Annotated in this window: 23 protein-coding genes, 1 tRNA gene, 1 other RNA gene and 1 pseudogene; 12 read left to right on the forward strand and 14 right to left on the reverse strand. The window is 71.1% G+C overall.

The window, feature by feature from the left end; genetic code table 11:
- Positions 1-47: 47 nt before the first annotated feature.
- Together ACFPZI_RS07315 and ACFPZI_RS07320 are read right to left on the reverse strand one after the other, a co-directional pair.
- Positions 48-389, reverse strand: coding sequence for an antibiotic biosynthesis monooxygenase family protein (locus ACFPZI_RS07315; RefSeq protein ID WP_381359823.1), 342 nt, complete (start codon positions 387-389; stop codon positions 48-50).
- Complete coding sequence (locus tag ACFPZI_RS07320) at positions 386-754, reverse strand: hypothetical protein (protein WP_381360004.1); 369 nt, start codon at positions 752-754, stop codon at positions 386-388. The genes ACFPZI_RS07315 and ACFPZI_RS07320 overlap by 4 nt, the downstream gene beginning before the upstream one ends.
- Between ACFPZI_RS07320 and ACFPZI_RS07325 the strand changes: the two are divergent.
- Positions 684-1,160 (forward strand): annotated as a pseudogene (locus ACFPZI_RS07325) (STAS domain-containing protein); the annotation flags it as partial. The gene ACFPZI_RS07320 and the pseudogene ACFPZI_RS07325 overlap by 71 nt on opposite strands.
- A 44-nt stretch (positions 1,161-1,204) precedes the next feature.
- Here ACFPZI_RS07325 and ACFPZI_RS37265 read toward each other — a convergent pair.
- A complete protein-coding gene (locus tag ACFPZI_RS37265) occupies positions 1,205-2,176 on the reverse strand; it encodes an SCO2400 family protein (RefSeq protein WP_417801252.1) in 972 nt (323 codons plus the stop codon).
- Positions 2,177-2,615: 439 nt separating this feature from the next.
- Here ACFPZI_RS37265 and ACFPZI_RS07335 point away from each other — a divergent pair, with 439 nt between their 5' ends.
- Positions 2,616-3,782, forward strand: a complete 1,167-nt coding sequence (locus ACFPZI_RS07335) for a sugar ABC transporter substrate-binding protein (protein ID WP_381359829.1) — start codon at positions 2,616-2,618, stop codon at positions 3,780-3,782.
- 29 nt (positions 3,783-3,811) lie between these two features.
- Here ACFPZI_RS07335 and ACFPZI_RS07340 read toward each other — a convergent pair whose 3' ends face one another.
- Positions 3,812-4,180 carry a hypothetical protein gene (locus tag ACFPZI_RS07340; RefSeq protein ID WP_381359832.1) on the reverse strand — a complete coding sequence of 123 codons (369 nt, stop codon included), beginning with the start codon at positions 4,178-4,180 and terminating at the stop codon, positions 3,812-3,814.
- Positions 4,181-4,335: 155 nt separating this feature from the next.
- On the reverse strand, positions 4,336-5,667 hold the full coding sequence (locus ACFPZI_RS07345) for a lipase family protein (protein WP_381359834.1): 1,332 nt from the start codon (positions 5,665-5,667) through the stop codon (positions 4,336-4,338).
- Positions 5,668-6,178: 511 nt separating this feature from the next.
- Here ACFPZI_RS07345 and ACFPZI_RS07350 point away from each other — a divergent pair.
- Positions 6,179-6,262 (forward strand): hypothetical protein, encoded by an 84-nt coding sequence (locus ACFPZI_RS07350; RefSeq protein WP_381359997.1) that lies wholly within the window; start codon positions 6,179-6,181, stop codon positions 6,260-6,262.
- A gap of 247 nt (positions 6,263-6,509) precedes the next feature.
- Here ACFPZI_RS07350 and ACFPZI_RS07355 read toward each other — a convergent pair whose 3' ends face one another.
- The 5 genes from ACFPZI_RS07355 to ACFPZI_RS07375 form a co-directional block, all read right to left on the reverse strand.
- On the reverse strand, positions 6,510-8,066 hold the full coding sequence (locus tag ACFPZI_RS07355; RefSeq protein WP_381359837.1) for a DEAD/DEAH box helicase: 1,557 nt from the start codon (positions 8,064-8,066) through the stop codon (positions 6,510-6,512).
- 302 nt (positions 8,067-8,368) lie between these two features.
- On the reverse strand, positions 8,369-8,572 hold the full coding sequence (locus ACFPZI_RS07360) for a cold-shock protein (RefSeq protein ID WP_042163016.1): 204 nt from the start codon (positions 8,570-8,572) through the stop codon (positions 8,369-8,371).
- 256 nt (positions 8,573-8,828) lie between these two features.
- Complete coding sequence (locus ACFPZI_RS07365) at positions 8,829-9,797, reverse strand: phosphorothioated DNA-binding restriction endonuclease (protein WP_381359840.1); 969 nt, start codon at positions 9,795-9,797, stop codon at positions 8,829-8,831.
- Positions 9,798-9,923: 126 nt separating this feature from the next.
- Positions 9,924-10,964, reverse strand: coding sequence for an SPFH domain-containing protein (locus ACFPZI_RS07370; RefSeq protein WP_381359843.1), 1,041 nt, complete (start codon positions 10,962-10,964; stop codon positions 9,924-9,926).
- Between the two features lie 4 nt (positions 10,965-10,968).
- Entirely contained in the window at positions 10,969-11,400 is a 432-nt protein-coding gene (locus ACFPZI_RS07375) for an NfeD family protein (protein ID WP_381359846.1), read from the reverse strand.
- Positions 11,401-11,968: 568 nt separating this feature from the next.
- On the opposite strand from ACFPZI_RS07375, the gene ACFPZI_RS07380 reads away from it, so the two are divergent.
- The 3 genes from ACFPZI_RS07380 to ACFPZI_RS07390 all read left to right on the forward strand — a co-directional run bounded on the left by ACFPZI_RS07380 (position 11,969) and on the right by ACFPZI_RS07390 (position 13,806).
- On the forward strand, positions 11,969-12,586 hold the full coding sequence (locus ACFPZI_RS07380) for a hypothetical protein (protein WP_381359849.1): 618 nt from the start codon (positions 11,969-11,971) through the stop codon (positions 12,584-12,586).
- 540 nt (positions 12,587-13,126) lie between these two features.
- Positions 13,127-13,411, forward strand: a complete 285-nt coding sequence (locus ACFPZI_RS07385) for a hypothetical protein (protein ID WP_381359852.1) — start codon at positions 13,127-13,129, stop codon at positions 13,409-13,411.
- Entirely contained in the window at positions 13,393-13,806 is a 414-nt protein-coding gene (locus tag ACFPZI_RS07390; RefSeq protein ID WP_381359855.1) for a DNA-binding protein, read from the forward strand. The genes ACFPZI_RS07385 and ACFPZI_RS07390 overlap by 19 nt, the downstream gene beginning before the upstream one ends.
- 508 nt (positions 13,807-14,314) lie before the next feature.
- Here the strand turns inward: ACFPZI_RS07390 and ACFPZI_RS07395 are convergent.
- The 3 genes from ACFPZI_RS07395 to ACFPZI_RS07405 form a co-directional block, all read right to left on the reverse strand.
- Positions 14,315-14,740: a hypothetical protein gene (locus ACFPZI_RS07395; protein WP_381359857.1), complete on the reverse strand. Its 426-nt coding sequence runs from the start codon at positions 14,738-14,740 to the stop codon at positions 14,315-14,317.
- Positions 14,737-15,018, reverse strand: a complete 282-nt coding sequence (locus ACFPZI_RS07400) for a ribbon-helix-helix domain-containing protein (RefSeq protein WP_381359860.1) — start codon at positions 15,016-15,018, stop codon at positions 14,737-14,739. The genes ACFPZI_RS07395 and ACFPZI_RS07400 overlap by 4 nt, the downstream gene beginning before the upstream one ends.
- Positions 15,019-15,096: 78 nt before the next feature.
- Positions 15,097-16,341 (reverse strand): plasmid pRiA4b ORF-3 family protein, encoded by a 1,245-nt coding sequence (locus ACFPZI_RS07405; RefSeq protein WP_381359863.1) that lies wholly within the window; start codon positions 16,339-16,341, stop codon positions 15,097-15,099.
- Positions 16,342-16,454: 113 nt separating this feature from the next.
- Here ACFPZI_RS07405 and ACFPZI_RS07410 point away from each other — a divergent pair, with 113 nt between their 5' ends.
- Entirely contained in the window at positions 16,455-17,177 is a 723-nt protein-coding gene (locus ACFPZI_RS07410; RefSeq protein WP_381359864.1) for a hypothetical protein, read from the forward strand.
- 39 nt (positions 17,178-17,216) lie between these two features.
- Positions 17,217-18,548 carry a helicase-associated domain-containing protein gene (locus ACFPZI_RS07415; RefSeq protein WP_381359867.1) on the forward strand — a complete coding sequence of 444 codons (1,332 nt, stop codon included), beginning with the start codon at positions 17,217-17,219 and terminating at the stop codon, positions 18,546-18,548.
- A 205-nt stretch (positions 18,549-18,753) separates the two neighbouring features.
- Here ACFPZI_RS07415 and ACFPZI_RS07420 read toward each other — a convergent pair.
- Positions 18,754-18,841: transfer RNA gene (locus ACFPZI_RS07420), tRNA-Ser, on the reverse strand.
- A gap of 72 nt (positions 18,842-18,913) precedes the next feature.
- Here ACFPZI_RS07420 and ffs point away from each other — a divergent pair.
- The 4 genes from ffs (at position 18,914) to ACFPZI_RS07440 (ending at position 25,131) form a co-directional block, all read left to right on the forward strand.
- An RNA gene (ffs, locus tag ACFPZI_RS07425) (signal recognition particle sRNA small type) lies at positions 18,914-19,012 on the forward strand.
- A gap of 60 nt (positions 19,013-19,072) precedes the next feature.
- A complete protein-coding gene (locus tag ACFPZI_RS07430) occupies positions 19,073-21,424 on the forward strand; it encodes a DNA polymerase III subunit gamma and tau (protein ID WP_381359868.1) in 2,352 nt (783 codons plus the stop codon).
- A gap of 163 nt (positions 21,425-21,587) precedes the next feature.
- On the forward strand, positions 21,588-22,850 hold the full coding sequence (gene purD / locus ACFPZI_RS07435) for a phosphoribosylamine--glycine ligase (protein ID WP_381359871.1): 1,263 nt from the start codon (positions 21,588-21,590) through the stop codon (positions 22,848-22,850).
- Positions 22,851-23,196: 346 nt separating this feature from the next.
- A complete protein-coding gene (locus ACFPZI_RS07440; protein ID WP_381359874.1) occupies positions 23,197-25,131 on the forward strand; it encodes a hypothetical protein in 1,935 nt (644 codons plus the stop codon).
- The last annotated feature ends 15 nt before the right edge of the window (positions 25,132-25,146 follow it).

Raw genomic sequence — 25,146 nt, forward strand, 5'->3', positions numbered from 1 at the left:
GCCCCGGCCCTCTCGGGGCGCATGCTTCGGCGGCGTCGGTGGGCGGGTCAGGCCTGCTTCGGGCCGGTCTGCTGGACCACCTCGAACGACCACAGCGTCGCGTCCGTGGCAGCGGGCTTCGGCCGGTCGCCCTGCGCGCCGCCAGCCTGCGCGCCGCCACCGCCGTGCGCGGCCTGGCCGCGGCCGGCCATCCAGCGCTGGAAGTCCTCCTCGGTCCGCCAGCGGGTGTAGACGAGGTAGGTGTCGGTGCCCTCCACGGGGCGGAGCAGCTCGAACCACTCGAATCCGTCCGAACCCTCCACCGCGCCCGCCCGCGCGGCGAACCGCTTCTCCAGCGTCTCCCGCTGCTCTTCCGGGACCGTGAGTACGTTGATCTTGACGATGCTCATGCCCCGATTGTTCCGCAACACCGGTGCGGGACGCGGGAGGGGGCCTTCCCGCTGTGCCGGGGCCAGGCGGGTGCGGTGAGTTCCGGGCGGGGTCCGCCTTCGCTTTCTTCACCCGTCCGGCCTGTCTTGATCGGTTCGATTCGTTCGCGCAGGGTGGTGGCGAATTCCTCCGCCCGCGCCAGCTGCGTACGAAGATCCGCCGTCCGTTGGCGTGCCGCTTCCTCGAAGCCGCGCAGCGACTCGAGCGGTTCTTCGCGTTCCTGCCCCTCGGGCAGACCGGTCGCGACGTGCTCGTCGACCTTCGACTGGCACTCCATCGCCCCCAAGACCCTCAAGCGAATGCCGGCCGGGGAGATCGGCGTCATGGTGATCACCGTCGTGTGCGTGGTCGCCACGCACAACCTCGCCGTCGGCGTCGTCGTCGGCACGGTCACCGCCATGGTGATCTTCGCCCGGCGGGTCGCCCACCTCGCCGAGGTCACCGCGGTCACCGGCCCCGACGGCACGTCCGTCGTCTACCGGGTCACCGGCGAGCTGTTCTTCGCCTCGTCCCACGACATCGTCGGCCGCTTCGACTACTCGGGCGACCCCGACCGCGTCGTCATCGATCTGTCGTCCGCCCATGCCTGGGACGCCTCCTCCGTCGCCGCCCTCGACGCCGTCGGGACGCGGTACGCGCAGCGCGGGAAGACCGTTGAGATCACGGGCCTGAACGAGCCCAGTGCCCGCCTCCACGACAAGCTCAGCGGGGAACTCGTCGGCGGTCACTGACGGACGGCCCTGGGCAGGCCCGGTGGGGGCACCGGGGGTAGCCGTCAGCCGAGGCAGATCACGAGGAGACAGAGCTCGGCGTCGGAACCGGTGTCGGAGCCGGAGCTGGAGCCGGAGCCGGAGCCGGAGCTGGAACTGGAGCTGGAGCTGGAGCCGGTGTCGGAGCCGGACGATCCCGGTGACGCGGGCGCGGGTGTCGAGGGGGCCGAGGCGGCGGGTTGCGAGCCGCTCCGGCCGCCCGAGCCGCCGCTGCCCGAGGAGCCCTCGGGTGGGGTCGTCGGACGGGTCGCCGTGCCGGAGTCGACGCCGGCTCCGGAGCCGTTGGAGTTCGAGCCCGTCCGTATGCCCGAGCCGTCGGACGAGGGTGTGGTCCGTGACGGGGACGTGGCCGTCGTGGGAGCGCCGGTGGCGTCGTCCGGCCGGGTGCTCGACGCGGTGGTGGGCGCCGACACGGTGCCGGTCGGCTGCCGGTGTGCGTCGTCGTCCGGGGCCGGCTGCGAGGGCCGGTCCTGGGAGCGCTGCGTGCCGGGCGGGCTCACGGACGGCGCCGGGCCGCCGTACTGGTCCGCGGGCCCGTCCGCGCCGCCCATGCCGGACACCTCGGGTGCTGTGGCGGCCTGGGCGCGGTCGCCGGAATCCCGGTCCATCGAGGCGAGGGTGAGTCCACCGCCGACGAAGGCCACCGCCGTGGCGACCAGGGCGCGGCGCTGGGTCTTCTTCCAGCGGGCCACCTGCCGCCGCCGCGCCGCCCGCCCCGTGGGCGCGGACATCACGGGCGCCGGCACGGACGCGGGCGTGGACACCGGGTCCGGGACTTCCACGGTAGGGACCGGCCCCGTACCGATTCCCGTACCGGCCGCGGTGCCGGAACCTGCCGCGGGTGCGGTCGAGGTCGCCGTGCCCGGGACGGTGTGACCGCCGATGACGCTCGGCGCGATGTCGGGGGCGTAGGCGCCGCATCCGGGGCACACGAGGGCGCCGTTCAGATGCCGACGACACGTGGAGCAGTAGTTCATCCGCTGTCTTCCCGAGTTGGCAGGCACCCGCCGAGCCGGGGACGGCCCGTCCGCGTTGCGCACGCGAGAGCGGGGTGAAGCAGGACAGCAACGCTAACGACACTCATGAGCCGCTGTGTGCAGCCTGTGTGTCACTCCTGCACACATTCTCTGCCCGCTTCGCGTGAATGCCGTGAGCATGTGCGTCAATCGGCGCGCAATGCGGCCCGGACTGAAGGTCCTTCCACCAAAGTCATGGGGGACAACGGCAGTCGAGGGCCGCGCGCAGAGTCGATTTGAGCCGTCACGACCGGAAATCGGACCCGGTGGAAGGTGCTCAAGACACGGAAATGACAGGGCTGTTCCCGTGAAGACGCGGTTTGACGCTGCCGGGCCGTGCGGCGTTGGCTTGCCCACCACTTGGTCGCCGCGCCGCACTCTCGCTTGGAAGGCACCTGATGTGAACCCCTGTACCACCCGTACCACCAGCGCGCGCCGCACGATCCGGGGGCGTCGGGGCGCCACCGCTCTGACGGCCGCCCTCTCGGCCCTCTCGGTGCTCTCGCTCTCCGCGTGCGGTGCGCTCGACGCCATCGGCGAAGACGGTGGCTCCGCGTCGCCGGGCCGGCGCAACGACATCACCGTGGGCCTCCTTCTCCCCGACAGGGACACGGCGCGCTTCGAGAAGTTCGACCGCCCCCTCGTCAAGGAACGGGTCGGCGTCCTCACCGGCAAGGAGGGCAGGGTCGTCTACGCCAACGCCGAGGGCAGCATGGCCAAGCAGAGCGAGCAGCTCGGCCGCATGGTCGCCGAAGAGGTCGACGTGATCATCGTGGCCGCGGTGGACGCCAAGGCCATCGGACCGGACGTGGAGAAAGCCAAGGAAGCGGACATCCCCGTCATCGCGTACGACCGGCTCGCCGAGGGTCCGATCGACGCGTACGTGTCGCACGACAACGAACTCGTCGGTGAGGTGCAGGGCCGTGCGCTCGTCGACGCGCTCGGCAGCGAGGCGGAGAACAGCAAGGTCGTCATGATGAACGGTGAGCCCGCCGACCCGAACACCGCGCTGTTCAAGAAGGGCGCGATGGGCGAGTTGAACGGCAACGTGGTCATAGCCAAGTCGTACGACACCGAGAAGTGGCTGCCCGCCGTCGCCAAGGTGAACATGAAGAAGGCGATCAAGGCCGTCGGCGCCGACGACGTCGCCGCCGTCTACGCGGCGAACGACGGCATGGCCGGAGCCGTCATCGAGGCGCTGGAGGAGGCGGGCTTCCCCGGCATTCCGCCAGTGACCGGGCAGGACGCCGATCTGGAGGCCGTGCAGCGGGTCGTCGCGGGCACGCAGTACATGACGGTGTACAAGTCGTTCCTGCTGGAGGCCGGCGGTGCCGCCGAGGTGGCGGTGGCCAGGGTCCAGGGGCGGGACATCCAGTTCGACTCGCTGACCGGTGAACGGGTCGACAGCCCGACGCAGAAGGACATCCCGTCGATGCTGGTGCCGGTGGTCGCCCTGACGCAGGACACCATCGAGGACACGGTGATCCGGGACGGCGTCTACGACGTGGAGGACATCTGCACGGCGAAGTACCGGGCGGCCTGCGCGTCGATCGGCCTCACGCCGTAAGCGCCGTGGGCAGGACGGCGACGGCCCGCTCACTGCTGGTCGGAGTACCCGATGTCTCCCACCGTCCAGGCGCTCACATCGGCGAGCGCCACCCGGTACATGCCGCCCGTGTCCGGGATGCCGTAGCTCCCCTGGAGGATCCGGGCGACGTGGAAATGCAGGTGGGAGGGGTGCGACGGCGCTTCGACCCGGCCGGCCTCCGCGAAGGGAACGGCGAAGTGGCGCAGGCGCGCGGAGTCGCGCAGTACCTCCGCCACGCGCTCCCGCCACAGGGCCTCGGGGGCCAGCCGTCCGGTGATGACGGCGCCGGGGATCACTACGGTGAGTGACATCTGGCTGTCCTGGTCCGTCTCGACCATCGCGGCGACGGCGACGAGCAGATCGTCAGGGTGCGACATGGTCGAAGAGCGTAGCCGAGCCCCGGCCCGGCCGGGCGGTCCGGTCCCGGATCACTTCGACGTGGCGGCCGCCGGGCCCCGCGCCGGCTCCGGCCCACCCGGTGAGTCGGGCGGGCCGGAGCCGGGAGCATTCAACCTCGGGGCCGGCCGTCAGGTCAGGGCTGCAGGGGCATGCTCCAGCAGTTGGAGGTGGCCCGCTTGCCGGACAGCCGGTCGGTCAGCCAGTCGACGGCGTCCCCCTGGTCGGTCAGCAGCGGGGCGAAGTGGTTGAGCAGCGCGCTGCCGACGTGGGGGAGGACGACGGCCTTGTACGTGACGTCGGCGCCCTTGGCACACCAGTCGACGGCGAGTCGGCGGGACTGCCCGTGCGGCACGAGGTCGTCGCTGACGCCGGTGGCCAGGCGGACCGGGCCGGACGGCTTCATCGTGCCGATGAACTGCTTGTCCAGGAAGATCTGGAGGGCGGGCGTGGTGGCGATGATGTCACCGAGGGACTTTCCGTCCCTGGTCCACTTGGTGCTCTTGGCGAAGCCGTACGTGAAGAGGGCGTCGCCGACGCACATCGTCGAGAGGTCGGTGAGCGCGGCCTTGCCGGCGGCGTTCAGGTGCGCCTCGGCCATGGGTTTCAGGGACGGGTCGGACTGGAGGAAACCGTTCAGCGACCAGCCCAGCGCGCCGGCCAGTTCGCTGCCGTCGATGGCCTTGGTGACCTTGGTCAGATCGGCGGGTGGTGCGCCGGAGTAGGTCCCGGACAGGGTGACGTCGGGGGCGTAGGCGGACTGGAGTTCGGCGGCCGCGGCGGTCGCCCCGCCGCCCTGGCTGTACCCGTAGAGCCCGACCGGGGAGGCCGTGGTGATCGACGTCCCGCGGACCGAGCGGGCGGCGCGGACGGCGTCCAGGACCGCGTGGGCCTCGTCGACCCGGTTCACGTAGGTGTGCAGGCGGTCGGTCGCGCCCAGGCCGGCGTAGTCGGTGACGACCACGGCGACGCCCTTCGCGAGGAGGCGGTAGATCGCCAGGTCCTCGTAACCGACGGATACGGTCTCGCCGTTGAACTGCAGCGGGTGCTCGAGCCCCATGGACGCGGCGCACTGGTCGCCCTGCCCCAGGGTGCCGGGCGCCACCGCGACGAGGGGGCGCGGTCCGTTGCCCTTCCAGGCGGCGGACGGTTCGATGTACGCGCCGGTGACGGCGACCGGCTGCCCGCTCGAGTCGGTGGACCTGTACATCAGCCGGGTCGCGGTTCCCGGCAGCGGGCCCTTGAGGCCGGGCAGGCTCAGGGTCAGCGGGAGGCGCTCGCTGCGGATGAGGGCGCCGTTGACGTCGGGCAGGGACGCGGGCGGGGTGTAGAACGCGGGGATCGTGACACCCCGGGACACGACCTCGTCCGCCGCCGCGACGGGGGCGGCCGTGACGGCTTGGGCGCCGAGGCAGGCGGCGGCGGTGACGGCAGCGGCCAGAAGTCTGGGGCGCGGGCGTGCGGGCATGGCGAACCTCCTGTGAAGCGGCTGTCAGGAAGCGGCCTCCGTGCCGGGGCGTCCCGTGATCGGCCCGGACGGGGAGGCGCGGTTGCGGAGCTACGGAGCTGAGCTGCGGGGAGTTGGGGCTTCGGAGCTACGACGGCACAGCGGTGGGGCGGCACGGCGGTGGGGCGGCACAGCGGTGGGGCGGCACGGCGGCACAGCGGCGGTCCGGCGGCGAGGTGGGGCACACGCGTCCCACGGGCTTGTCCACGCCGCTCGGAAGTGGTTCGCATTGAACTTACCTATGGGTAAGTTACTCGTAGTAGCAGTAGGAAGGTTACGGTTCGGTAATATGACGGGCGGTCCGATGCCGCCCGCCGCCCACGGGGCCGTCCGGGACCGAGGGCCAAGCTCGGCGTGTGGCCGAGGCGACGGCGTCGTTGAGCGGCGGCTCGGTGCGGAGGCGGCGACGGCGCAGGAACGGGCGCGTATCGCCCGGGAGTTGCACGACGTGGCGCCCCACCACGGCACGGCCATGGCGGCGCAGGCGGACGCCGCCCGCTTCCTGTTCGCCGGCGCACCGGACCACCGGAGGGCGACAGCCTGGCCTCCCGGGTGACCACGGGGGAGGGCAGCCCGTCAGCGTTCCTCAGGGGCGTCGGAGACTTCTCCGAACGGGAGAGGCCGGGGCGCGTCTGCGCCCCGGCCTCTCGATGATCGTGGTACCCACAGGCGCCGCCACCCGCGCCCCGCACCGCCGTTCGTCCCGGACTGCCGCACGGTGTACGGCGTCGACCCGCGCAGCACCGCCTCAGCGCCTACGGAGTGACCGCTCAACGGCCCTTCGGCGGCTCTTCAACAGCCCTTCAGCGGCCGCCCTTTCCCTTGCCGGTGGCGCTGCGGCGGGCCGCCTGCCCGGGACGGCTGCTGCGCCGGCTCCGGGACGAGGAACCCGTGCGCGCGGGCTGGTTCTGGGCGGGCGGCGGAGTGAGGACGACGGGCACGCCCGACGGTGCCTGGGCTCCGGTGATGCGGTTCAGTTCGTCCCCGCCCGGACGTACCCGGGTGGTCTGCGGGGTGATGCCGGCGTCGGTCATCAGGCGGGACATCTCCCGGCGCTGGTGCGGCAGGACCAGCGTGACGACGGTGCCGGACTCACCGGCGCGGGCGGTGCGTCCGCCGCGGTGCAGGTAGTCCTTGTGGTCGCTGGGCGGGTCGACGTTGACGACGAGGTCCAGGTTGTCGACGTGGATGCCGCGGGCCGCGACGTTGGTGGCCACCAGGACCGTGACGTGTCCGTCCTTGAACTGGGTCAGGGTCCGGGTCCGCTGGGACTGGGACTTCCCGCCGTGCAGGGCCGAGGCCCGCACGCCGACGGCGAGGAGCTTCTTGGCCAGCCGGTCGGCGGCGTGCTTGGTGTCCAGGAACATGATCACGCGTCCGTCGCGGGCGGCGATCTCCGTCGTGGTGGTGTGCTTGTCGTCGTCGTCCACGTGCAGCAGGTGGTGGTCCATCGTGGTGACCGCGCCCGCGGACGGGTCGACGGAGTGGACGACGGGGTCGTGGAGGTAGTTGCGCACCAGACGGTCGACATTGCGGTCCAGCGTGGCGGAGAACAGCATGCGCTGGCCGCCGGGGCGCACCCGGTCGAGCAGGGCGGTCACCTGCGGCATGAAGCCCATGTCGGCCATCTGGTCGGCCTCGTCCAGGACGGTGATGGCGACCTGGTCCAGGCGGCAGTCGTCCCGGTCTATGAGGTCCTTGAGCCGGCCGGGCGTCGCGACGACGACCTCGGCACCGCCGCGCAGGGCGCTCACCTGCCGGCCGATCGAGACCCCGCCGACCACCGTGGCGATCCGCAGGCGCAGCGCGCGGGCGTAGGGGGTGAGAGCGTCGGTGACCTGCTGGGCCAGCTCCCGGGTGGGGACGAGGACGAGCGCCAGCGGGTGCCGGGGCTCGGCCCGCTGCCCGCCGGTACGCGCCAGCATCGCCAGGCCGAAGGCCAGCGTCTTGCCCGAGCCGGTACGCCCACGGCCCAGTACGTCCCGGCCGGCCAGCGAGTTCGGCAGCGTCGCGGCCTGGATCGGGAACGGGGTGGTCACGCCCTCGGCACTCAGGGCGGTCAACAGCTGCTCGGGCATGTCGAGTTCGGTGAACGTCTCGACCGGCGGCAGCGCCGGGGTGAGGGTGACCGGCGGCGCGAACTCCCCGCCGGACGCGGCGGGACGACCCCCGCGGCCGCTGCTGCGTCCACCCTGGGCAGCGCCGCGGGACGGACCGCCCTGGCGGCCGCCCGCCCCCTGGGAACGGACGCGGCCTCCCCGCCCGGAACCCGCGGAGCCCGCGGCCTTGTCCGTACGGGAGCGGGACGAGCCGGTGTTGCCGGCGCTGTTGTTCGAACGAGCTGTGTGGTTGCGGTTCATGCGGAACCTTCCTCGATGCGGCACGTATCGAGGAATTCCTCCCAACGGCGAGGTGCTGGCCGCATGAGAATTCGCAAGAATGAGCCGAAAAACGGTGAATCAGTGAATCACTGCATCAATAACATCAGTGAAACGGCGGCAGGCGGCCGCGAGTGGCGGGCCGCGAGCACGAGTACGGCGCCGGCTTCGTTGCCGGGCCGGGGAACGCAGTGGGCCGGGGCCCCGCGCCACAGGGGTGCGGGGTCCCGGCCACGCACTGCATGCCGGCGTCGGATACCGACGCCGGTGTCAGCGTATACGCGTCAGGCGGGAACGATGTTCTCGGCCTGCGGGCCCTTCTGGCCCTGCGTGACGTCGAAGGTAACCTTCTGGCCTTCCTGAAGCTCACGGAAACCGGAGCTGGCGATGTTCGAGTAGTGGGCGAACACGTCGGGGCCGCCGCCGTCCTGCTCGATGAAGCCGAAGCCCTTTTCCGAGTTGAACCACTTCACGGTGCCAGATGCCATGCTGTATCTCCTTTTGGGCAGTGCCCGGGGCCCACACCTTGTGGACCCGTGGTCGCAGCAACGATTCACCTGGCTGTTGTCTCCGGAAAGCCGCGAAGCCTCCCAGGGACGAAAAAAGAGCGCTCGTCGACGGAAGGTCGGAAGAGCACTCACAAGCCTCTGGTAACCAAAACTGCAACTCTTCACGTTAACACGGACGGGACGCCGGTGTCCGGGACCGGTCTCTCGCCGGGTCGTCGACGTCCGAGGTGGGTGATCAGGAGGCCGTGGCGGGGCGTGGGCTGCCGTGGAAGACCTGGTCGGCGTGCCAGGAGCAGTGGGCGGCCGCGACGGGGCGGGTGCCCGGCTGAGGGCCGATGAGCGGGCGGCCCGCGAGTGCTGTGACGTGCTCGCGGGCGGCGGGGCTGTGGCCGACGAAGCGCTGCGAGACCAGGATGCGGTGACCTTTCCCACTCTCGGCTTCTCCCCCACTCTCGGCTTCGCTCGAGCGGGGGGACCCCCATGAGCGGGGGGACCCCCATCCGATGCCGAGGACGCCCTTGTCGAAGAGCTTGTGGTGCAGTGAGCACAGGCACAGTCCGTTGCCGACGTCGTCGGGGCCGCCGAACGCCCACCAGCGCACGTGTGCGGCCTCCAGTCCGACCGGAAGCGCGCCGATCCTGCCGTCGTAGCCGCAGAAGGCGCACCGGTACTCGTAGGCCGTCAGGACCTGCTCCCGCATCCTCGGGTCCCGCCGCCTGCGCACGACGGCCGAAAGCCGTTCGGGCTCCGCCGGCTCCGGCTCCAGACCGACGGATGCGCACAGCTCGGCGTGGAGCGAGGGCGGGAAGTGCAGGTCGAGCAGGAGCCGTGTCATCCGGCCGAGCAGCGACGGCTCGCGCCGCAGTGCCGCGCGCAGTTCCGGCGCCAGCCGCCCCGCGGCTCCGACGGCCCGCAGCTCCCGTATGCCGCTGCCGGGGCTGCCCGGTCCGCGGTCGGTGCGCACCTCCCACACGCCGTCGCTCGCCAGATGGTGGAACGGGTAGGCGGGAGTGGTTTTGTGGGGCGGGCCGTACTCGTCCAGCAGCCGTTTGAGGTCGTTCTCCACCGCGCTGTAGCGCAGTTCGCCGTCGGCATCCTGTTGGAACCGGCCGAGGGCGTACAGGAAGAGCAGCGGCTTGTGTGGAGCGCGTGTCCCGTTTCTGGTCCACTGTCTCAGCTCCGCCGCGCGCTCAAGCCAGTCCATGACCGGCGATCGTAGTGGTGCCCCGTCGATCACCGATCCGCGTGTGCCTGGAGGGGGGTATGGCGAGGGCCACGCAGGTGTGACGCCGTGAACGCGGGAGAGGGCGAAGACACGGGTCACTCACTGTCAGCGAGGCGGATCGGACGGGAGGGCGCCCGAGACGGCGCCGTCGGCCTTGGCGGCGTCGGCGACGGCCTCGGCTGCGGCCTCGGCGGCCTGCGCCGTGTCGTTGGCGGCCTGGGCGGCCATGTCGTCGTCGACAGGTTTCTCGAGGGTGGCCGGCGACCGGGGCAACTGCTCGGTGAAGGCTTTGGACACGCCCTGGAGTGCTGAGGTGATCTCGCTCGGAATCACCCAGAAGTTGTTGCCCGAACCTTGCGCGAGTTGCGGCAGGGTCTGGAGGTACTGGTAGGCGAGCAGCTTGGGGTCGGGGTCGTTGCGGTGCACGGCCTGGAAGACCTCGTCGATGGCCCGGGACTGGCCCTCGGCCTGCAGGATCGCAGCGGTACGGTTGCCCTCCGCGCGGAGGACGGCGGCCTGTTTGTCGCCTTCGGCGGTGAGGATCTGCGATTGGCGCTGCCCCTCGGCCCCGAGAATCGCGGCCCGCTTGTCCCGCTCGGCGCGCATCTGCTTCTGCATCGCGTCCTTGATGGTCTGCGGGGGGTCGATGGCCTTGATCTCCACCCGGTTGACTCGCAGCCCCCACTTACCGGTGGCTTCGTCCAGCACGCCGCGGAGCTGGCTGTTGATGGTGTCGCGTGAGGTGAGCGTCTTCTCCAGGTCCATGGAGCCGACGACGTTGCGCAAGGTGGTGACGGTCAGCTGCTCGACGGCCTGAAGGAAGTTCGCGATCTCGTAGAAGGCCGCTCGCGGGTCGGTGACCTGGAAGTACAGGACGGTGTCGATCTCGACGACCAGGTTGTCCTCGGTGATGACCGGCTGCGGTTTGAAGGAGACGACCTGTTCCCGCAGGTCGATTACCGGGTGAACGCGATCGATGTAAGGAATGACGAGGTTGAGGCCGGGAGTCAGCGTGCGATGGTAGCGGCCGAGCCGTTCGACATTACGAGCGCGCGCCTGGGGGACGATGCGCACCGCCCGCATCACGGTGAAGATCGCGATCAGTGCGACGATCAGGCCGACGATGAGAAACGCAGAGGTCTCCATGTTTTCAATCCCGGGGGTAGACGAACGCTGTGGTGCCGCTGATCTCTATGACGTCGACGGTCTTGCCAGGAGGAATCACCAGCGTCTCGTCATAGGCGCGGGCCGTCCATTCCTCACCGTCGATACGAACCCTGCCACCCAGGCCCGACACCTCCGAGACGACGTAGGCAGCCTTGCCGACCAGCGCGTCTATACCGAATCGCGCTACCTGGGGCTGGAGCACGTGACGCACCGCGATGGGGCGCACGAACAGCACGGTGACGGTGGCGACGACGGCGAACACCAAGAACTGGAAGGGCAGCGGAAGCCCAAGTGCGGCGCACCCCGCCGTGACCAGTGCGGCGGCACTCAGCATCCCGAGCGCAGCGGTGAGGGTGAAGATCTCCGCCAAAGCCAGCACAGCTGCGATGATCAACCAGATCAGCCACAGATCCATTGCGTACCTCTTCCGACCGGCGCGGGCGCGGAGGGCTTGGTCCCACCATTGGACCCCGACAAGGGAGGGTCGCGGTACCCCTGAGGGAGGAAAACCTGCCGAACGAGTGGAGATGGGGGGCGCCACCCACCGCAATTGATTATTTCATATTTTACTCGCACTTTACCCGTTCTTGGAAGAAAGACTCTCTTCTGGCGGGCCGTTTTCATTTCCTCCGTGGTGCCGTCTTCACGGGCCGGTCCGCCTGCTCGGGGCAGTGGACCCGGCGCGCTGCGCACCGGGTCGGCCACGGCCCGCTCTCCCAGGGCCCGGCGGATGCTGCCGGCGCTGAACCGCCACACCGACGCCGTGCCGCGATCTCCCGGCCGGCACCAGGCGCCGGCCGCCCCGCGGCCCCGACGCGCGCAGCTCGCCCCCGCGACTGCCGGGGCTCCGGCCGGTCGATGACGTGTGATCGCAGCGACCCGCCGCGGGAGAAGAACGTGCTGCGCGATGACATAGGTGCCGGGCCCCCACACCGTCTGAGAGGTGTAAACAACCAGACCAACGACCGACGGCTGGGGAACGGATGAGAACGAAGAGGCTTGTTCTGGCCGGAGTCGCGGCCCTTGCCCTGGTCGGCGGGGGCGGTACGGCCCTCGCCGTGAACGGCGCGGCGCCGCCCGCCGCGGCCGGGGAGACGGCCGGCGGCGAGGCGCGGGAAGCGGCGGCCGTGCAGGCGTCCGCCCGGCCCACTGCCTCCCGGACCGCCGGGCCGCGCGTCGTGCGGCCCTACCGGCCGGTGGAGATCGGCCACGGCCTCAGCACGGCCCTGCTGCCCGACGGCAGGCAGAACTCCGTCGTGGGCCCCGGCGACATCGGCGAGTCGGTCGAGCAGGCCCGGAAGCGCATCGGCGACAACATCCGGCCCGACACCCTCAGCTCCGGGACGTACGTCGACGACGACCACGTCCTCTTCCACGGAGCCTTCCGCGCGGACACCCCACCTGCCGGGATCGACATCGTCCTCGACTCCGGACCGCGCCACACCGCCACCATGCTGAGCCTGCCGGGCGATCCGGGCTGGGGGACGTACTGCGCCTTCGGCGACGCCTCGACGGCGGACACCGGCTTCACGGTCACGGCGTACGCCAAGGACGGCGGCGTGCTGTTCGAGCAGCGCTCCGATGTCCTGCCCCGGGACTGAGAGCGGCCACGACGCCGACCCCGTTGCGGGGGGCCGCCGCGAGGGGGACGGGCTCATCGGTGATCGCTGCCCGGTGTCCGGAAGGCGTCGCGCACCGCCCCTGACCCGCCACACCGGCCACGGGGCCGTTTCCGCCCGCGGGGGCCCTGTCTCGCTCTCGGCCGGCGCCGCCCCCGCTCCTGCGGATGAGGGGGCGACCACCTGGACGGCGCGGTTGCCGGCGCACCTCCCGGGCGGCTCGTGCCCGGTGGGGCCCTTCGACGTATCGCCCGGTGCGAGTAACGGCGGAGGATACGAGATTCGAACTCGTGAGGGGTTGCCCCCTCCACACGCTTTCCAAAAGTTCGTACGCCCGTCCGGCGAGAGGCGTACCCTTCCTGACCTGCGGTGATCAGTTCTGGTCGACTGCGCCCGGTCAGTGCCGAACGTAGGTGGATGAGACCGGAACTGAGGCCGAGGGGCGGTGGCGCGCAGATCACGTCGCCTTCAGCGAGCGCCTTGCCGGTGTTCGATTCCTACTGCTTTGATAATTTGGGTGCCATGACTGAGATCCCGTACAGCGTTGGTGAAGGGCCAGCCACCAGGGTCAGCCTTTCGCTCCCTGAGGGGACGGCCGAGGCGATCCGTCGGCGGGTCGGTAAGCGTGAATTCTCTGCGTTCATCACTGCCGCGGTGGAGCGTGAGCTGCGTGGCCAGATCCTGGACGAGTACCTGGCCGACTATGAGCGTCGTAAAGGGGCGATCTCGGTGCGCGAGCAGGAACGGGCCCGCCAGGTCTTCGACGAGGTGTTTACCGAGGAGGGGCAGTGGCCCGCCGCAAGCTGAGCCACGAAGGCACCCTCGTTCTCGACTGTGAGGGTCTGTCGAAGTTCGTCAGTGATCACGAGCCGGTCGTCGCACTCGTCGCCGAAGCCCGCAAGCGTGGCATGGAGGTGGTCATCAGTGCGCTCACCATCATCGAGGCGGTGCATCGTCGGACCGATAAGGCGCGGCTTGCCTGGGTCCTGTCCGGCATGAGGATCGTTCCTGTCGGCGATGAGGACGCCAAGACCGCCTCAGCCATGCTGATCGATGCGGGGTTGCATGGTCACAAGTACGCCATCGACGCCGCTGTGGCAGAGATGGCGCTGCGGCAGAGTCGTCCGGTCGTCATGATCACCTCGGATATCGATGACATGGCGAAGCTCTGCGGCAGCAGGGTGCGTCTCGTAGCCGCGTAACCGCCGGTGAGGATCTGGCGGGGATGTTGATCAGGGAACCCGAGCAGTCCCGCCCGGGTGAGCCGCCGCGAAGCGCCGGCCGTGAGTCCGTCCGGTTGGTGGAGGTCGCGTCCAGACCTTCCGCCGTGTGCGACCTTCCACTCTCCGTCCCGAACAAGGGACTGCCCGGCCCTCAGGGGACTCATCCGGGAAGTGGCCAACGACGCTGACGGGAGCGGTCCGGAGGGCTCCGGGAAGTCTCGTGGAGACCTCAGTTGAGACCACCAACGTCGAAGGCCCCCACTGCGAGCAGCGGGGGCCTTCGACGTATCGCCCGGTGAGAGCAACGGCGGAGGATGCGAGGTTCGAACTCGTGAGGGGTTGCCCCCCACACGCTTTCCACATGTTCGTCCGGGGGTCCGGGGAGGGCCGGGTCTGTCCTGACCTGGGGTCTCGCGAGTCGTCGGGTGGGCGCTGGACGGCGCTGAACGCGGGTGAATGAGACCAGAACTGAGACCAGAGCGCCGGGTCACACCTTCTTGACGACGATCGAGTCCGGAACCAGCCTCTCCAGGTCGTCCACGTCCGAGGTGAAGACGGTGACCTGCCCCTTCTGTCGGCGGGCGATGACGGCGAGGACCGCGTCGATCGCGTACTTGTGGCCGTGCAGCTTGGCGTCGGCCAGGAGCCGGCGGGCCTGGCGGGCCTCGTCCTTGCCAATGTCGGCGACTGTGAGCCGAGAGAGCACCCAGTCCCAGCGTTGTTCGGTGGTTCTGCCGTCGTATGCCTCGACCAGCGTCATCGGTGACGTCACCACCTCGGCCTCGCCCTGGGCTGCGAGGTCGAGCCAGGCGATCATCTTCCGGTCGCCGCGCACGGCCAGGGACAGGGCTTCGCAGTCGAGTACGAAGATGCGCAGCGGCCGCTGCCCGTGCTCACCGGCCCGCTTCTTCACGCGGCCTCTCCGGCGCTGTGCTTTCCGGTGGCGCGGCGACGCTTGTGTTCGGCGTCGAGGTCCTCCAGCTCCCCGAACGCTGCCGCGCGCTCGTCTTCGGTGACGGGGCCGTGTTCCTCCTGCAGCCAGTCCACCAGTTCCCGCAGCCGATCCCGGTCGCGCTTGAAGCGCAGCGCCTCGGCGACGTACGCCGACAGGCCCCGTTCCGCCGCCTCTGCGCGGATCTCGTCAAGGAGATCCTCGGGGATCGTCACCGTTACCTTCTTGGTCGTCGCCATACAAGAGACCATACTCTCGGTATTGACCCCCTTACCAGCGCGTGCCGCGAACGGTGGCGTGGCCGGACGGCTCGTCCTTCATGGTGCCGTGAGGCGCGGCAGCCGCGCGTTGGCCTCGTCCGGCGCGAAACGGTCCGGGGCGAATTCCGTGGCGGACCGAAGTCCGAGCCACACCAGCATGGCGTGGTGTTCCTCATGCGCCGGGTCGGCGAGGATCGCTTTGAGGCCGCTGTAGCCGGGGGCGCCGCCGCAGTCCTCGGTCGGGCACGCCCCGGCACCGTCCACGCAGTACGGATAGTGAAGCCCGGCTGAGGCTGTCTGGACCTGCTCCACGGTGATGAGGTGCTCCCAGGAGTCCCCGAAGTCGTACGTGTAGACGAAGTGGGCGCCCGGTTTGAGCAGGGCGGCCAGTGTGACGGCGCGCTCGTCGCGGAATCCGAGTTCGCCGTCGGGGCGGCCGTACCGGACGCCGTCGATGGTGAACGCGTGCATGTGGCAGTTCTGCCAGCCCATCGCGTCTTGGATCACGGAGTGAAGCCGGTCCAAGGGGATCGAGGCGGGCACCAGTAGCTGCCGCCAAACCCGGGGGTCGTCCACGTCGGCGAGCTCGACGCGGATCCGCAACACCGCGTCGCCGGGCTCGGGCTCGCCACGCATCCGGGCTGTCGCGGTGCGTCCGTCCGCCGTCAACTCGGCGCTGTCATCGGTGAGATGGACAGCGCCCAGGGAGGCGAGGGCCTTCAGGGCCCGTTGGATGTCGTGGTCGTTGGCGATGCGCAGATGCCGGAGGCGGTCGGGGGACAGGTCGTCGAGCACGTACAGCGAGCTGACCGCCTGCCACACCACCTCGTACAGGTCACTGAGTGGCACCGGGGCAGTGGTCGCGTACAGCCGCTGCAGCAACACCCGCAGACCCCGGTCGTACTCGTGCGAGAGCAGGGATTCCAACCAGCCGGAGACCGTTACGGCCGGGCCGATGTGCGGCAGCGCGGCGAACAGCGCGCCACGCAGTTCGTCGGGGTGGTCCAGCAGCTTGGCGTTCTTCTTCACCGGCAGTAGGCGCCCGCCCGCGGTCCGCAGCAGTCGTGCCGCCTTCGCCCACTCGATCAGCAGCGTGAGGTGGTACAGCTCCTCGCTGGACTTCGTCTTGAACGTACGGTCCCCGATCACCGGGTCCATCAGGTCGCCGGTGTCCAGAACCTCGACCAGTGCTCGCGCGTCGGCAAGCGTCACACGGCCGGTCTGGGTCAGCTTGCGGCTCGTGCCGACCCAACCGACCAGCGCTCGCACCTGCTCGACGGTCCCGCCCACTGTCTCACCCATGCTGACCTGCCCGTTCCGGTTCGTTTCCCGTCTCACCCGAACCCAGGATGGCAGCACCGCCGGCGCACCCTGTGCTTCGCATGGAGGTGACACGGAAATGGCAGACTGGGACGGTGACAACGCGCGACGAGGAACTGCTGGCCCGGGTCCGGGAGATGAGGGAGCGCGGCAGCGCGCCGAAGCAGATCGCGAAGGCGCTGGGGCTGCGCCCGGCCCAGGCCACCACGCTGGTCAGACGGGTCGCCGAGGCGGCACTGGCGGACATCGCGCCGGATGAACGGCCGGTGGTGGGCTGCTGGGTCAACGCGGGCTGGAGCACGGGACTGGACCTGGCTCGAGCCCCGGACTGGGCGGCGGCCGACCGAATCGGCCGAGACCCGGATTCGGAGACGGGCGGTTTCGCCCAGGTGCTGCTGGCCCGCCAGGAACGTGCCAGCAGGGTGACCGTCACCGGGTTCCTGGTGGACGTCTACTGCCTGGGAGTCAAGAGCGTCACCGACCCCGAGGTGATGGGGTCCGGATCCCTGACCACTTACGTACCGATGTACTACTCGGCCTTCGATCATCGGCCGCTGCCGATCGGCGTGGAGCAGGCGCAGACGATCGTGCACGATGCGGTCGCCTACGCCCGCGGTCTTGGCTTCGATCCCGCGGGCGGCTTCGCGGACGCAGCAGTGCACCTGGGTGCCCCGCCCGGCGACCGGCCCGTCATCGGCTTCGGCCGGGACGGCAAGCCGTTCTACTTCTCCGGCCCCTACGACAACCCGCGCAAGGTGGTCCAGATCCTCGAGCGTACCTGCGGTCCGGGCAACTACGACTACGTTGCCCATCTGTAGGCACGGTACGCGGGCGGCACGAAGCGGGGAGCAGGAGCAGTGATACCGGTCGAACAGCAACAGGAGCCCAGCGACGCTCCACGGGTTCGGCGCACCGAGCACGAGGCGCAGGTCAACCTGCTGACGGTGCTGCGCCTGTGTATGACGCAGAAGCTGCGGTGCAGCGAAAAGACCCGCCGCCCCAGCACCGCCACCGTCTCGGCGGTCGCCGACGTCCTGGACGGCGGCGACTTCTGTCCGCACGAGGCCATCGCCGCCTTCGCCTGGCCGATGCTGCTCCAGGCGGGCGGCCTCGCCCAGCTCGTCGGCGGTCGGCTGGTGCTGACCACGCGCGGACGGGCCGCGCCGACCCGGCCACCGCACCTGACCATTGCCCAGCTGTGGCAACGCTGGCTGAACAACGGTCTCCTGGACGAGTTCTCCCGCGTCGAGGAGATCAAGGGCCAGCGCTCGGCGAACGTCCTGACCGCCGCCAAACCGCGCCGCAAGCTCGTCGGCCAAGCGCTGGCCGGCCTCATCCCGGGCGAGTGGATGTCCATCGACGGCCTGTTCACAGACATGCGCGCGGCCGGTCTGGATCCAGTCGTCCACCGCAGTGAACGCGCCCTGTGGAAGCTGTACCTGGAGGATCCGCAATACGGCAGCCTCGGCTACGACGGCCACCACGGCTGGTCCCTCCTCCAGGGTCGGTACACCCTGGCGGTGCTCTTCGAGTACGCCGCCACGCTCGGCCTCATCGACATCGAGTACGTCCCCCCGGCGGGCGCCCGCGATGACTACCGGGACAACTGGGGTGGCGACTACCTCGACCGGCTCAGCCGCTACGACGGTCTGTCCGCACTCCGCCTCAATCCCCTGGGCGCCCACGCCGTCGGCCTCACGGGCGACTACGCCCCTGCCCAAGACCCCGGCTCGGCCGTCCCAACGGGCAGCGTCACCGTCCTGGCGAACTTCGACATCGTCGCCCTCGACGGGCTGCCCTCCGCCGACACACTTCTCCTGGACGCCTTCTCCGACCGGAAAACCGAACGGGTCTGGACGCTCACCACCGCTTCTCTTCTGCACGCCCTCGACCGCGGGCACACCCTCGACGAGCTCCGTGGCTACCTGGACCAGGCCGCCTCGCACCCCGTGCCCCAGACCGTCACCACCCTGCTCGATGACACTGGCCGTCGCACCGGCCGACTCCGCGACGCAGGTCAGACCCATCTCATCGAGTGCGCGGACGAGACACTGGCAGCCCTCATCGTCAGCGACCGCCGCCTGCGCGTGCTGTGTACCCGAATTGGCGAGCGCCACCTTGCGGTCTCCCCCGACCGTCTGCCGGCGTTCCGCAAGGCCGCCCTGGCCCTGGGCTACCCGCTGGCCTGATGGCACGAGGAGAGCCGGGGCCCCTCTGACCGAGGCCGGGCCGCACGTCGTTGCGTGACCGCTGATTGTCGGCAGAGGGCGCGTTCGCCGCATGGGTGAAATGTCTTGAATGTCGGAAATAGCTGAGACCAAGACTGAGACCACCAACGTCGAAGGGCCCCACCGCGAACGGTGGGGCCCTTCGACTTCGTGCCCGGTGAGGCACTGGCGGAGGATAAGGGATTCGAACCCTTGAGGGGTTGCCCCCAACACGCTTTCCAAGCGTGCGCCCTAGGCCACTAGGCGAATCCTCCGCGAGGAACATTACATGACCGGGAGGAGTGCTCGCGAACTCGTCCTCCCCCCGCGACATGGGGTAGCCTTTGCGCAGCCCCTCACGCGGCGCTATCTGACTGAACTCCCCCAGGGCCGGAAGGCAGCAAGGGTAGGTCGGCTCTGGCGGGTGCGTGGGGGGCGCTTTCGTGTGCGGTCCCTCCGCGGCGGGGCGGGGTGGGTTGTCGGTGGGCGCCTATAACCTCGTAGACGTGTCGTCTCTCGCGCTGTACCGCCGTTATCGTCCGGAGTCGTTCGCCGAGGTCATCGGGCAGGAGCATGTCACCGACCCGTTGCAGCAGGCGCTGCGGAACAACCGGGTCAATCACGCGTACCTGTTCAGCGGCCCGCGAGGCTGTGGCAAGACGACCAGCGCGCGCATCCTCGCCCGGTGCCTGAACTGCGAGCAGGGCCCTACGCCGACGCCGTGCGGTCAGTGCCAGTCCTGTCAGGACCTCGCGCGCAACGGGCCCGGTTCGATCGACGTCATCGAGATCGACGCCGCTTCCCACGGTGGTGTGGACGACGCCCGTGACCTGCGCGAGAAGGCATTCTTCGGGCCCGCAGGCAGCCGGTACAAGATCTACATCATCGACGAGGCCCACATGGTCTCCCCGCAGGGCTTCAACGCCTTGCTCAAGGTCGTCGAGGAGCCTCCGGAGCATCTGAAGTTCATCTTCGCGACCACCGAGCCCGAGAAGGTCATCGGGACGATCCGCTCGCGTACGCACCACTATCCCTTCCGGCTGGTGCCGCCCGGGGTCCTGAGGGACTACCTCGGCGAGGTGTGCCGGCAGGAGAACAGTCCCGTCGAGGAGGGGGTGCTGCCGCTCGTCGTGCGGGCCGGTGCCGGGTCCGTGCGTGACTCGATGTCCGTCATGGACCAGCTGCTCGCCAGCTCGGGACCCGACGGTGTGACGTACGCCATGGCCACCTCCCTGCTCGGATACACGGACGGCTCGCTGCTCGACTCCGTGGTCGAGGCCTTCGCCACGGGTGACGGGGCAGCGGCCTTCGAGATCGTCGACCGCGTGATCGAGGGGGGCAACGACCCGCGGCGGTTCGTCACCGATCTGCTCGAGCGGCTCCGGGACCTGGTGATTCTCGCCGCGGTTCCGGACGCCGCGGAGAAGGGGCTCATCGACGTTCCCGCCGATGTCATCGAGCGGATGCAGGCCCAGGCCGGCATCTTCGGCGCCGCCGAACTCAGCCGTGCCGCCGACCTGGTCAACGAGGGGCTCACCGAGATGCGGGGCGCCACCTCGCCCCGGCTCCAGCTCGAGCTGATCTGCGCGCGTGTGCTGCTGCCCGCCGCGTACGGCGACGAGCGGTCGGTCATGGCCCGCCTGGACCGGATCGAGCGCGGTGTGAACTTCTCGGCGGGCGGTTCCGCAGCCGGTATGCCCGCCCTGGGGTACGTGCCCGGGGCCGAGGGGCATGGCGGTGGTGTGGGGGCTCCGGTCGCGCAGGGGGGCCGGCCACCGGCTCCGGTTCCGCCGGGGGGCGGTCCGGCCGCGGCTCGGGCGGCGGCACGGGGGCAGGGCGCGCCTGCGCCGGATCAGCCTCAGCAGCCCGTGCAGGGGCCGGGGGCGGCGGCTGCCGCGGTTCCGCAGCCTCCGGTCGCGGCACCTGCGCCTGCGCCTGTTGCACCGGCTCCGGCGGCTTCGGTTCAGGCTCCGGCCGCGGCACCGAGTGAGCCCGCGCCGCCCAGCGCGCCGGCTCCCGGTGCCTGGCCCACCGCCGCCTCCGCCGGGGGCGGGCGGCGGCCCGGTGGCTGGCCCACGGCTGCCGCGGCGGGAGGAGGGCAGGCTCCGGCCGCTCCGAGCGCCCCCGTGCCTACCCCGGCGCCCGCACCCGCGTCCGCGCCCCCGGCGGCCCCCGCGCCCTCCGGAGGAGGCGGCAGCGGGCTCGACCCCCGGATGCTCTGGCCGAACATCCTGGAAGTGGTCAAGAACCGTCGTCGCTTCACCTGGATCCTGCTCAGTCAGAACGCCCAGGTGACCGGGTTCGACGGGACGACCCTCCAGATCGGCTTCGTGAACTCCGGTGCGCGGGACAACTTCCTGAGCAGCGGCAGCGAGGACGTGCTGCGGCAGGCCCTGGCCGAGCAGTTCAACGTGCAGTGGAAGATCGAGGCCGTGATCGACCCCTCCGGGGGCGGTGCGGCGGCTCCGGCCCTGGGCGGCAGCCCCGTCGGCGGCCGTGGCGGCGGGGCGGGGTACGGCTCCGGCAGTGGTGCCGGGGGCACGGGCGGTGGGTACGGGGGTGCGGGCGCCGGTGCCGGTCAGCGCCCTGGCGCCGCCCAGCCGTCGGGCCCTGCTGCCCCGGCCGGCCCTTCCGCCTCCGCACAGTCGGGCGGTGCCCCGGCGGCCGTCTCCGCACACGCGCCTGCTCCCGGCCCGGCACCCCGGCCCTACGCCCCGGAGCCGCCGCCCCCCGTCTCTCCCGAGGACGACATCCCGGAGGACGACGACCCCGACCTGGACGAATCCGCCCTCTCCGGGAAGGAACTGATCGTCCGGGAACTCGGCGCGACGGTGGTCGAGGAGATCACGAACGAGTAGAGCGCCCCAGCGACAGCGGCAGCGCCCCCACGACAGCGACTCGGTGACCCGGGTGGGGCCTGCCCGGCCGGTGCCCGGGTTGGAGGAACCCACGAACAGGTTCGCCCCGGTCCTTCGGAAGCCCGCACAAAGCGAACCTCCCGGATCCCGTTAGGCTGACCCCGTGAAGGTCCTCGTCATCGGCAGCGGTGCCCGCGAACACGCCCTGTGCCGTTCCCTGTCCCTCGATCCCGACGTCACCGCGCTGCACTGCGCCCCCGGCAACGCCGGCATCGCCGAGGTCGCCGAGCTGCACCAGGTCGACGCCCTGGACGGTGCGGCCGTGTCCGCGCTGGCCACACGGCTCGGCGCGGACCTCGTGGTGGTCGGCCCGGAGGCCCCCCTCGTCGCCGGTGTCGCCGACGCCGTGCGCGACGCGGGCATCCCCGCCTTCGGCCCCTCGAAGGAGGCCGCGCAGCTCGAGGGCTCCAAGGCCTTCGCGAAGGACGTCATGGCGGGAGCCGCCGTGCCCACGGCACGGTCGTACGTCTGCACGACTCCCGACGAGGCCGCCGCCGCCCTCGACGCCTTCGGCGCGCCGCACGTGGTCAAGGACGACGGGCTCGCCGCCGGCAAGGGCGTGGTCGTCACCGACGACATCGAGGAGGCCAAGGCGCACGCCGACGCCTGCAAGCAGGTGGTCATCGAGGAGTACCTGGACGGCCCCGAGGTCTCCCTCTTCGCGGTGACCGACGGCGTGACCGTGCTGCCCCTCCAGCCCGCCCAGGACTTCAAGCGCGCGCTGGACGGCGACGCGGGACCCAACACCGGCGGCATGGGGGCGTACTCCCCGCTGCCGTGGGCCGACCCGAAGCTGGTCGACGAGGTCATGCAGTCGGTGCTCCAGCCGACCGTCGACGAGCTGCGGCGGCGCGGAACCCCGTTCTCCGGTCTGCTCTACGCAGGTCTCGCGATCACCTCGCGCGGCGTCCGCGTGATCGAGTTCAACGCCCGCTTCGGCGACCCCGAGACGCAGGTCGTGCTGGCCCGCCTGAAGACCCCGCTGGCCGGGGTGCTGATGGCCGCCGCCACCGGCAATCTCGCCGATCTGGAGCCGCTGCGCTGGAGCGACGACGCCGCTGTCACGGTCGTCGTCGCCTCGCACAACTACCCCGGCTCCCCGCGCACCGGCGACCCCGTCACCGGCCTGGACGAGGTCGCCGCGCAGGATGCCCCGCACGCGTACGTGCTGCACGCGGGGACGAAGCGCGAGGGCGACGCGACCGTCAGCGCGGGCGGCCGGGTGCTGTCCGTCACGGCGACCGGCGAGGACCTCACCGAGGCCCGCGACCGTGCCTACCGCGCGGTGGCCCGCATCCGCCTCGACGGGTCCCAGCACCGTACGGACATCGCCGCGGAAGCGGCCGAGGCGGCGAAGGGCGCGTAAGCGCTCCCGCGCGTCCCGGCGCAGGTCGACCCGTCCCGGCGCAGGTCGACCGTGCAGGCGCCGTCGGGCCGCGCCACGAACGGCACGAAACCCCAGGGGCCCCGGATCCGTCTCAGGATCCGGGGCCCGATCCTTGCCGTCCGTCATCCACCTTTCCCCAGAGCCATTCCATCGAGTGACCGATGCGCTATCCGGCTGACGAGGGCCTGAGCCCCAACTAGGGTGCCGCGCAAGCGTTCCGGCACTTGGCCCACCGGCATTGCGATGTCAGTGGCGGGTGCCACAGTGGGGGAGTGGGGAACGCCGGGACAGCGTCAGAACCGTCGGGAGGGGGTGAGGCGGGGTCATGAGCGGAGGCGGCATGGGCAGTGAGGCGGGCGCGCAGGCCGCGCGTTCACGGGCGCTCGCGGTGCTGCGCCTGCGCGGCAGAGCACTGGCCGTCGCCCTGCTGCCGGCGGCCGCCGCCGTGATCCTGCTCGTCGGCGTCCCCACCGGCCATTTCACCGGCTCCGGCTGGGACATCGCCCGCTGGACGCTCACACCGCTCGCGGTGCTGGTTCTGCTCGCCGCCGCCGGGGTCTCCCTGGTCGTCGCCCGGGCCCGGCCCGCCATGAGTCCGACGGTCGCGATCGCCGAGGAGGCCGCCCCGGACCTGTACCGGATGGTGCGCGACCTCGCCGACCGGCTCCGTGTCCCCGTTCCGTCCGCGATAGCGCTCACCCCTGACTGCGACAGTTGGCTGGAGGACCGTACCCATCCGGCGCACGGCCGCCCCCCGCCCGCCGAGGAGCACGGCGACATAGCGGACGCGGGCCGGCATCCGCACCGCCGGGCCGTCGCCGCGCCCGTGCTGGTGATCGGCTCCCCGTTCCTGTGGTGGATGCGCGTCGGCGAGCTGCGCGCGGTCCTCGCGCCGGTCGTCGCCGGTACGGGGCCATCGGCGCACCCGGACATAGCCGCCGCCCGGCGCTTCGTCCGCGGTCTCGACGCGGCGGTGGCCGTGACCTCGGAGCACCGCCGCGGGCCGGTGTTCCGCACGGTGTTCGCGGGCGTCGGCTGGGTCGCGCGGGTGTTGCTGCGTAGCTGCCGGGGCCATGCCGCAGAGATGGAGCGCGGGGTCGCCGCGGCGGCGGCCGAGCGTGCCCAGGCGGTGGACTACGGCCTGCGGATCGTTGCCCAGGAGCAGGTGGGACTGGCGTACGCGGGCTGGGACCGGCTGCTCACCCGGGTCGCGCTGCCCGGCTGGCGGATGGGCCGCTGGCCCTCGCGGCTCAACGCGGGGGTGGTGGCCGCGCTCACCGAACTGTCCCGCCGGGACCGGCTGGCCGAGGGATTCGCCTCCCGTCTCGGCGAGCGCCCCGCCTGCGACCTGCTCGAGGAGCCCGGCACGGTGGACGAGGCCACCTCCCTCCTCGCCGCCCGCCTCTTCCACGGCGGCCCCGCCGGGCGCGGACCAGACTGGTCGCCGGTCCACTGGGGCGACTACCCGGAGGAGGTCGTCGACCGTAAATGGCGTACGGACGCGGCCCGCCTCCACCGCGTCCTGGACGCCCTCGGCGTACGCCCCGGCGCCGGCGCGGAGAGCCCGGGGCCTGACGGCCCGACGCTCTCCCGCATCCTCGACCACCTGACGGACCCCGGCCCGGATCCGCGCCCGGAACCGGACTCCCGCGCGAAACCGCCTCCGCACGCGACCCCGCCCGCACACGGAGGACGCGGGGAACACGGGGAACGCGGGGAACGCGGGGAACGCGGGGAACGCGGGTCACGAGAAACCGCCCCCGTCGCTGGAGCCGACCCGGACGACGACGAAGACCTCGTCGGTACCACCCCGCGCAGCACGGCCCTGGCCGCCCGTATCAGCGCCGAAGTGGCCCGCGAGGACGCGGCGGTCACCGCGCGAGCCGCCTCGGCCGCGAGCGCTCCGACGGCTCCGGGCGGCGCGCTGACCGCCCAGGCCCTGCCGGCCGCGCCGACCGATCCCGCTTCCCTCTGGGACGACCGGGCGCTGCCCCTGCTCCCCCTCCAGCCTCCGCGCACCGGTCGCGAACTGCTCGCCGACCACATCACGGCGATGGTCTGCTGCGCGGCCATGGACACCACGGGCGCGACCCCCGGGCTCGACTGGCTCGACGGACCGACTCTCCTCGTGGGCGGTGTGCGCGTCACGGACCTGTCCGCCCAGGTCATGTCGCTGATCGAGGACGGCGATCCCACGGCCCTCCGCCTGTGGCTGGCCCGGCAGGGCATACGCCCGGAGAAGCCGGTCCGGCTCGTCTGAGCCGGACGAGGGGTA

It is taken from the genome of Streptomyces chlorus (genome assembly GCF_042655885.1).
Classification (GTDB): Bacteria; Actinomycetota; Actinomycetes; order Streptomycetales; family Streptomycetaceae; genus Streptomyces; species Streptomyces chlorus.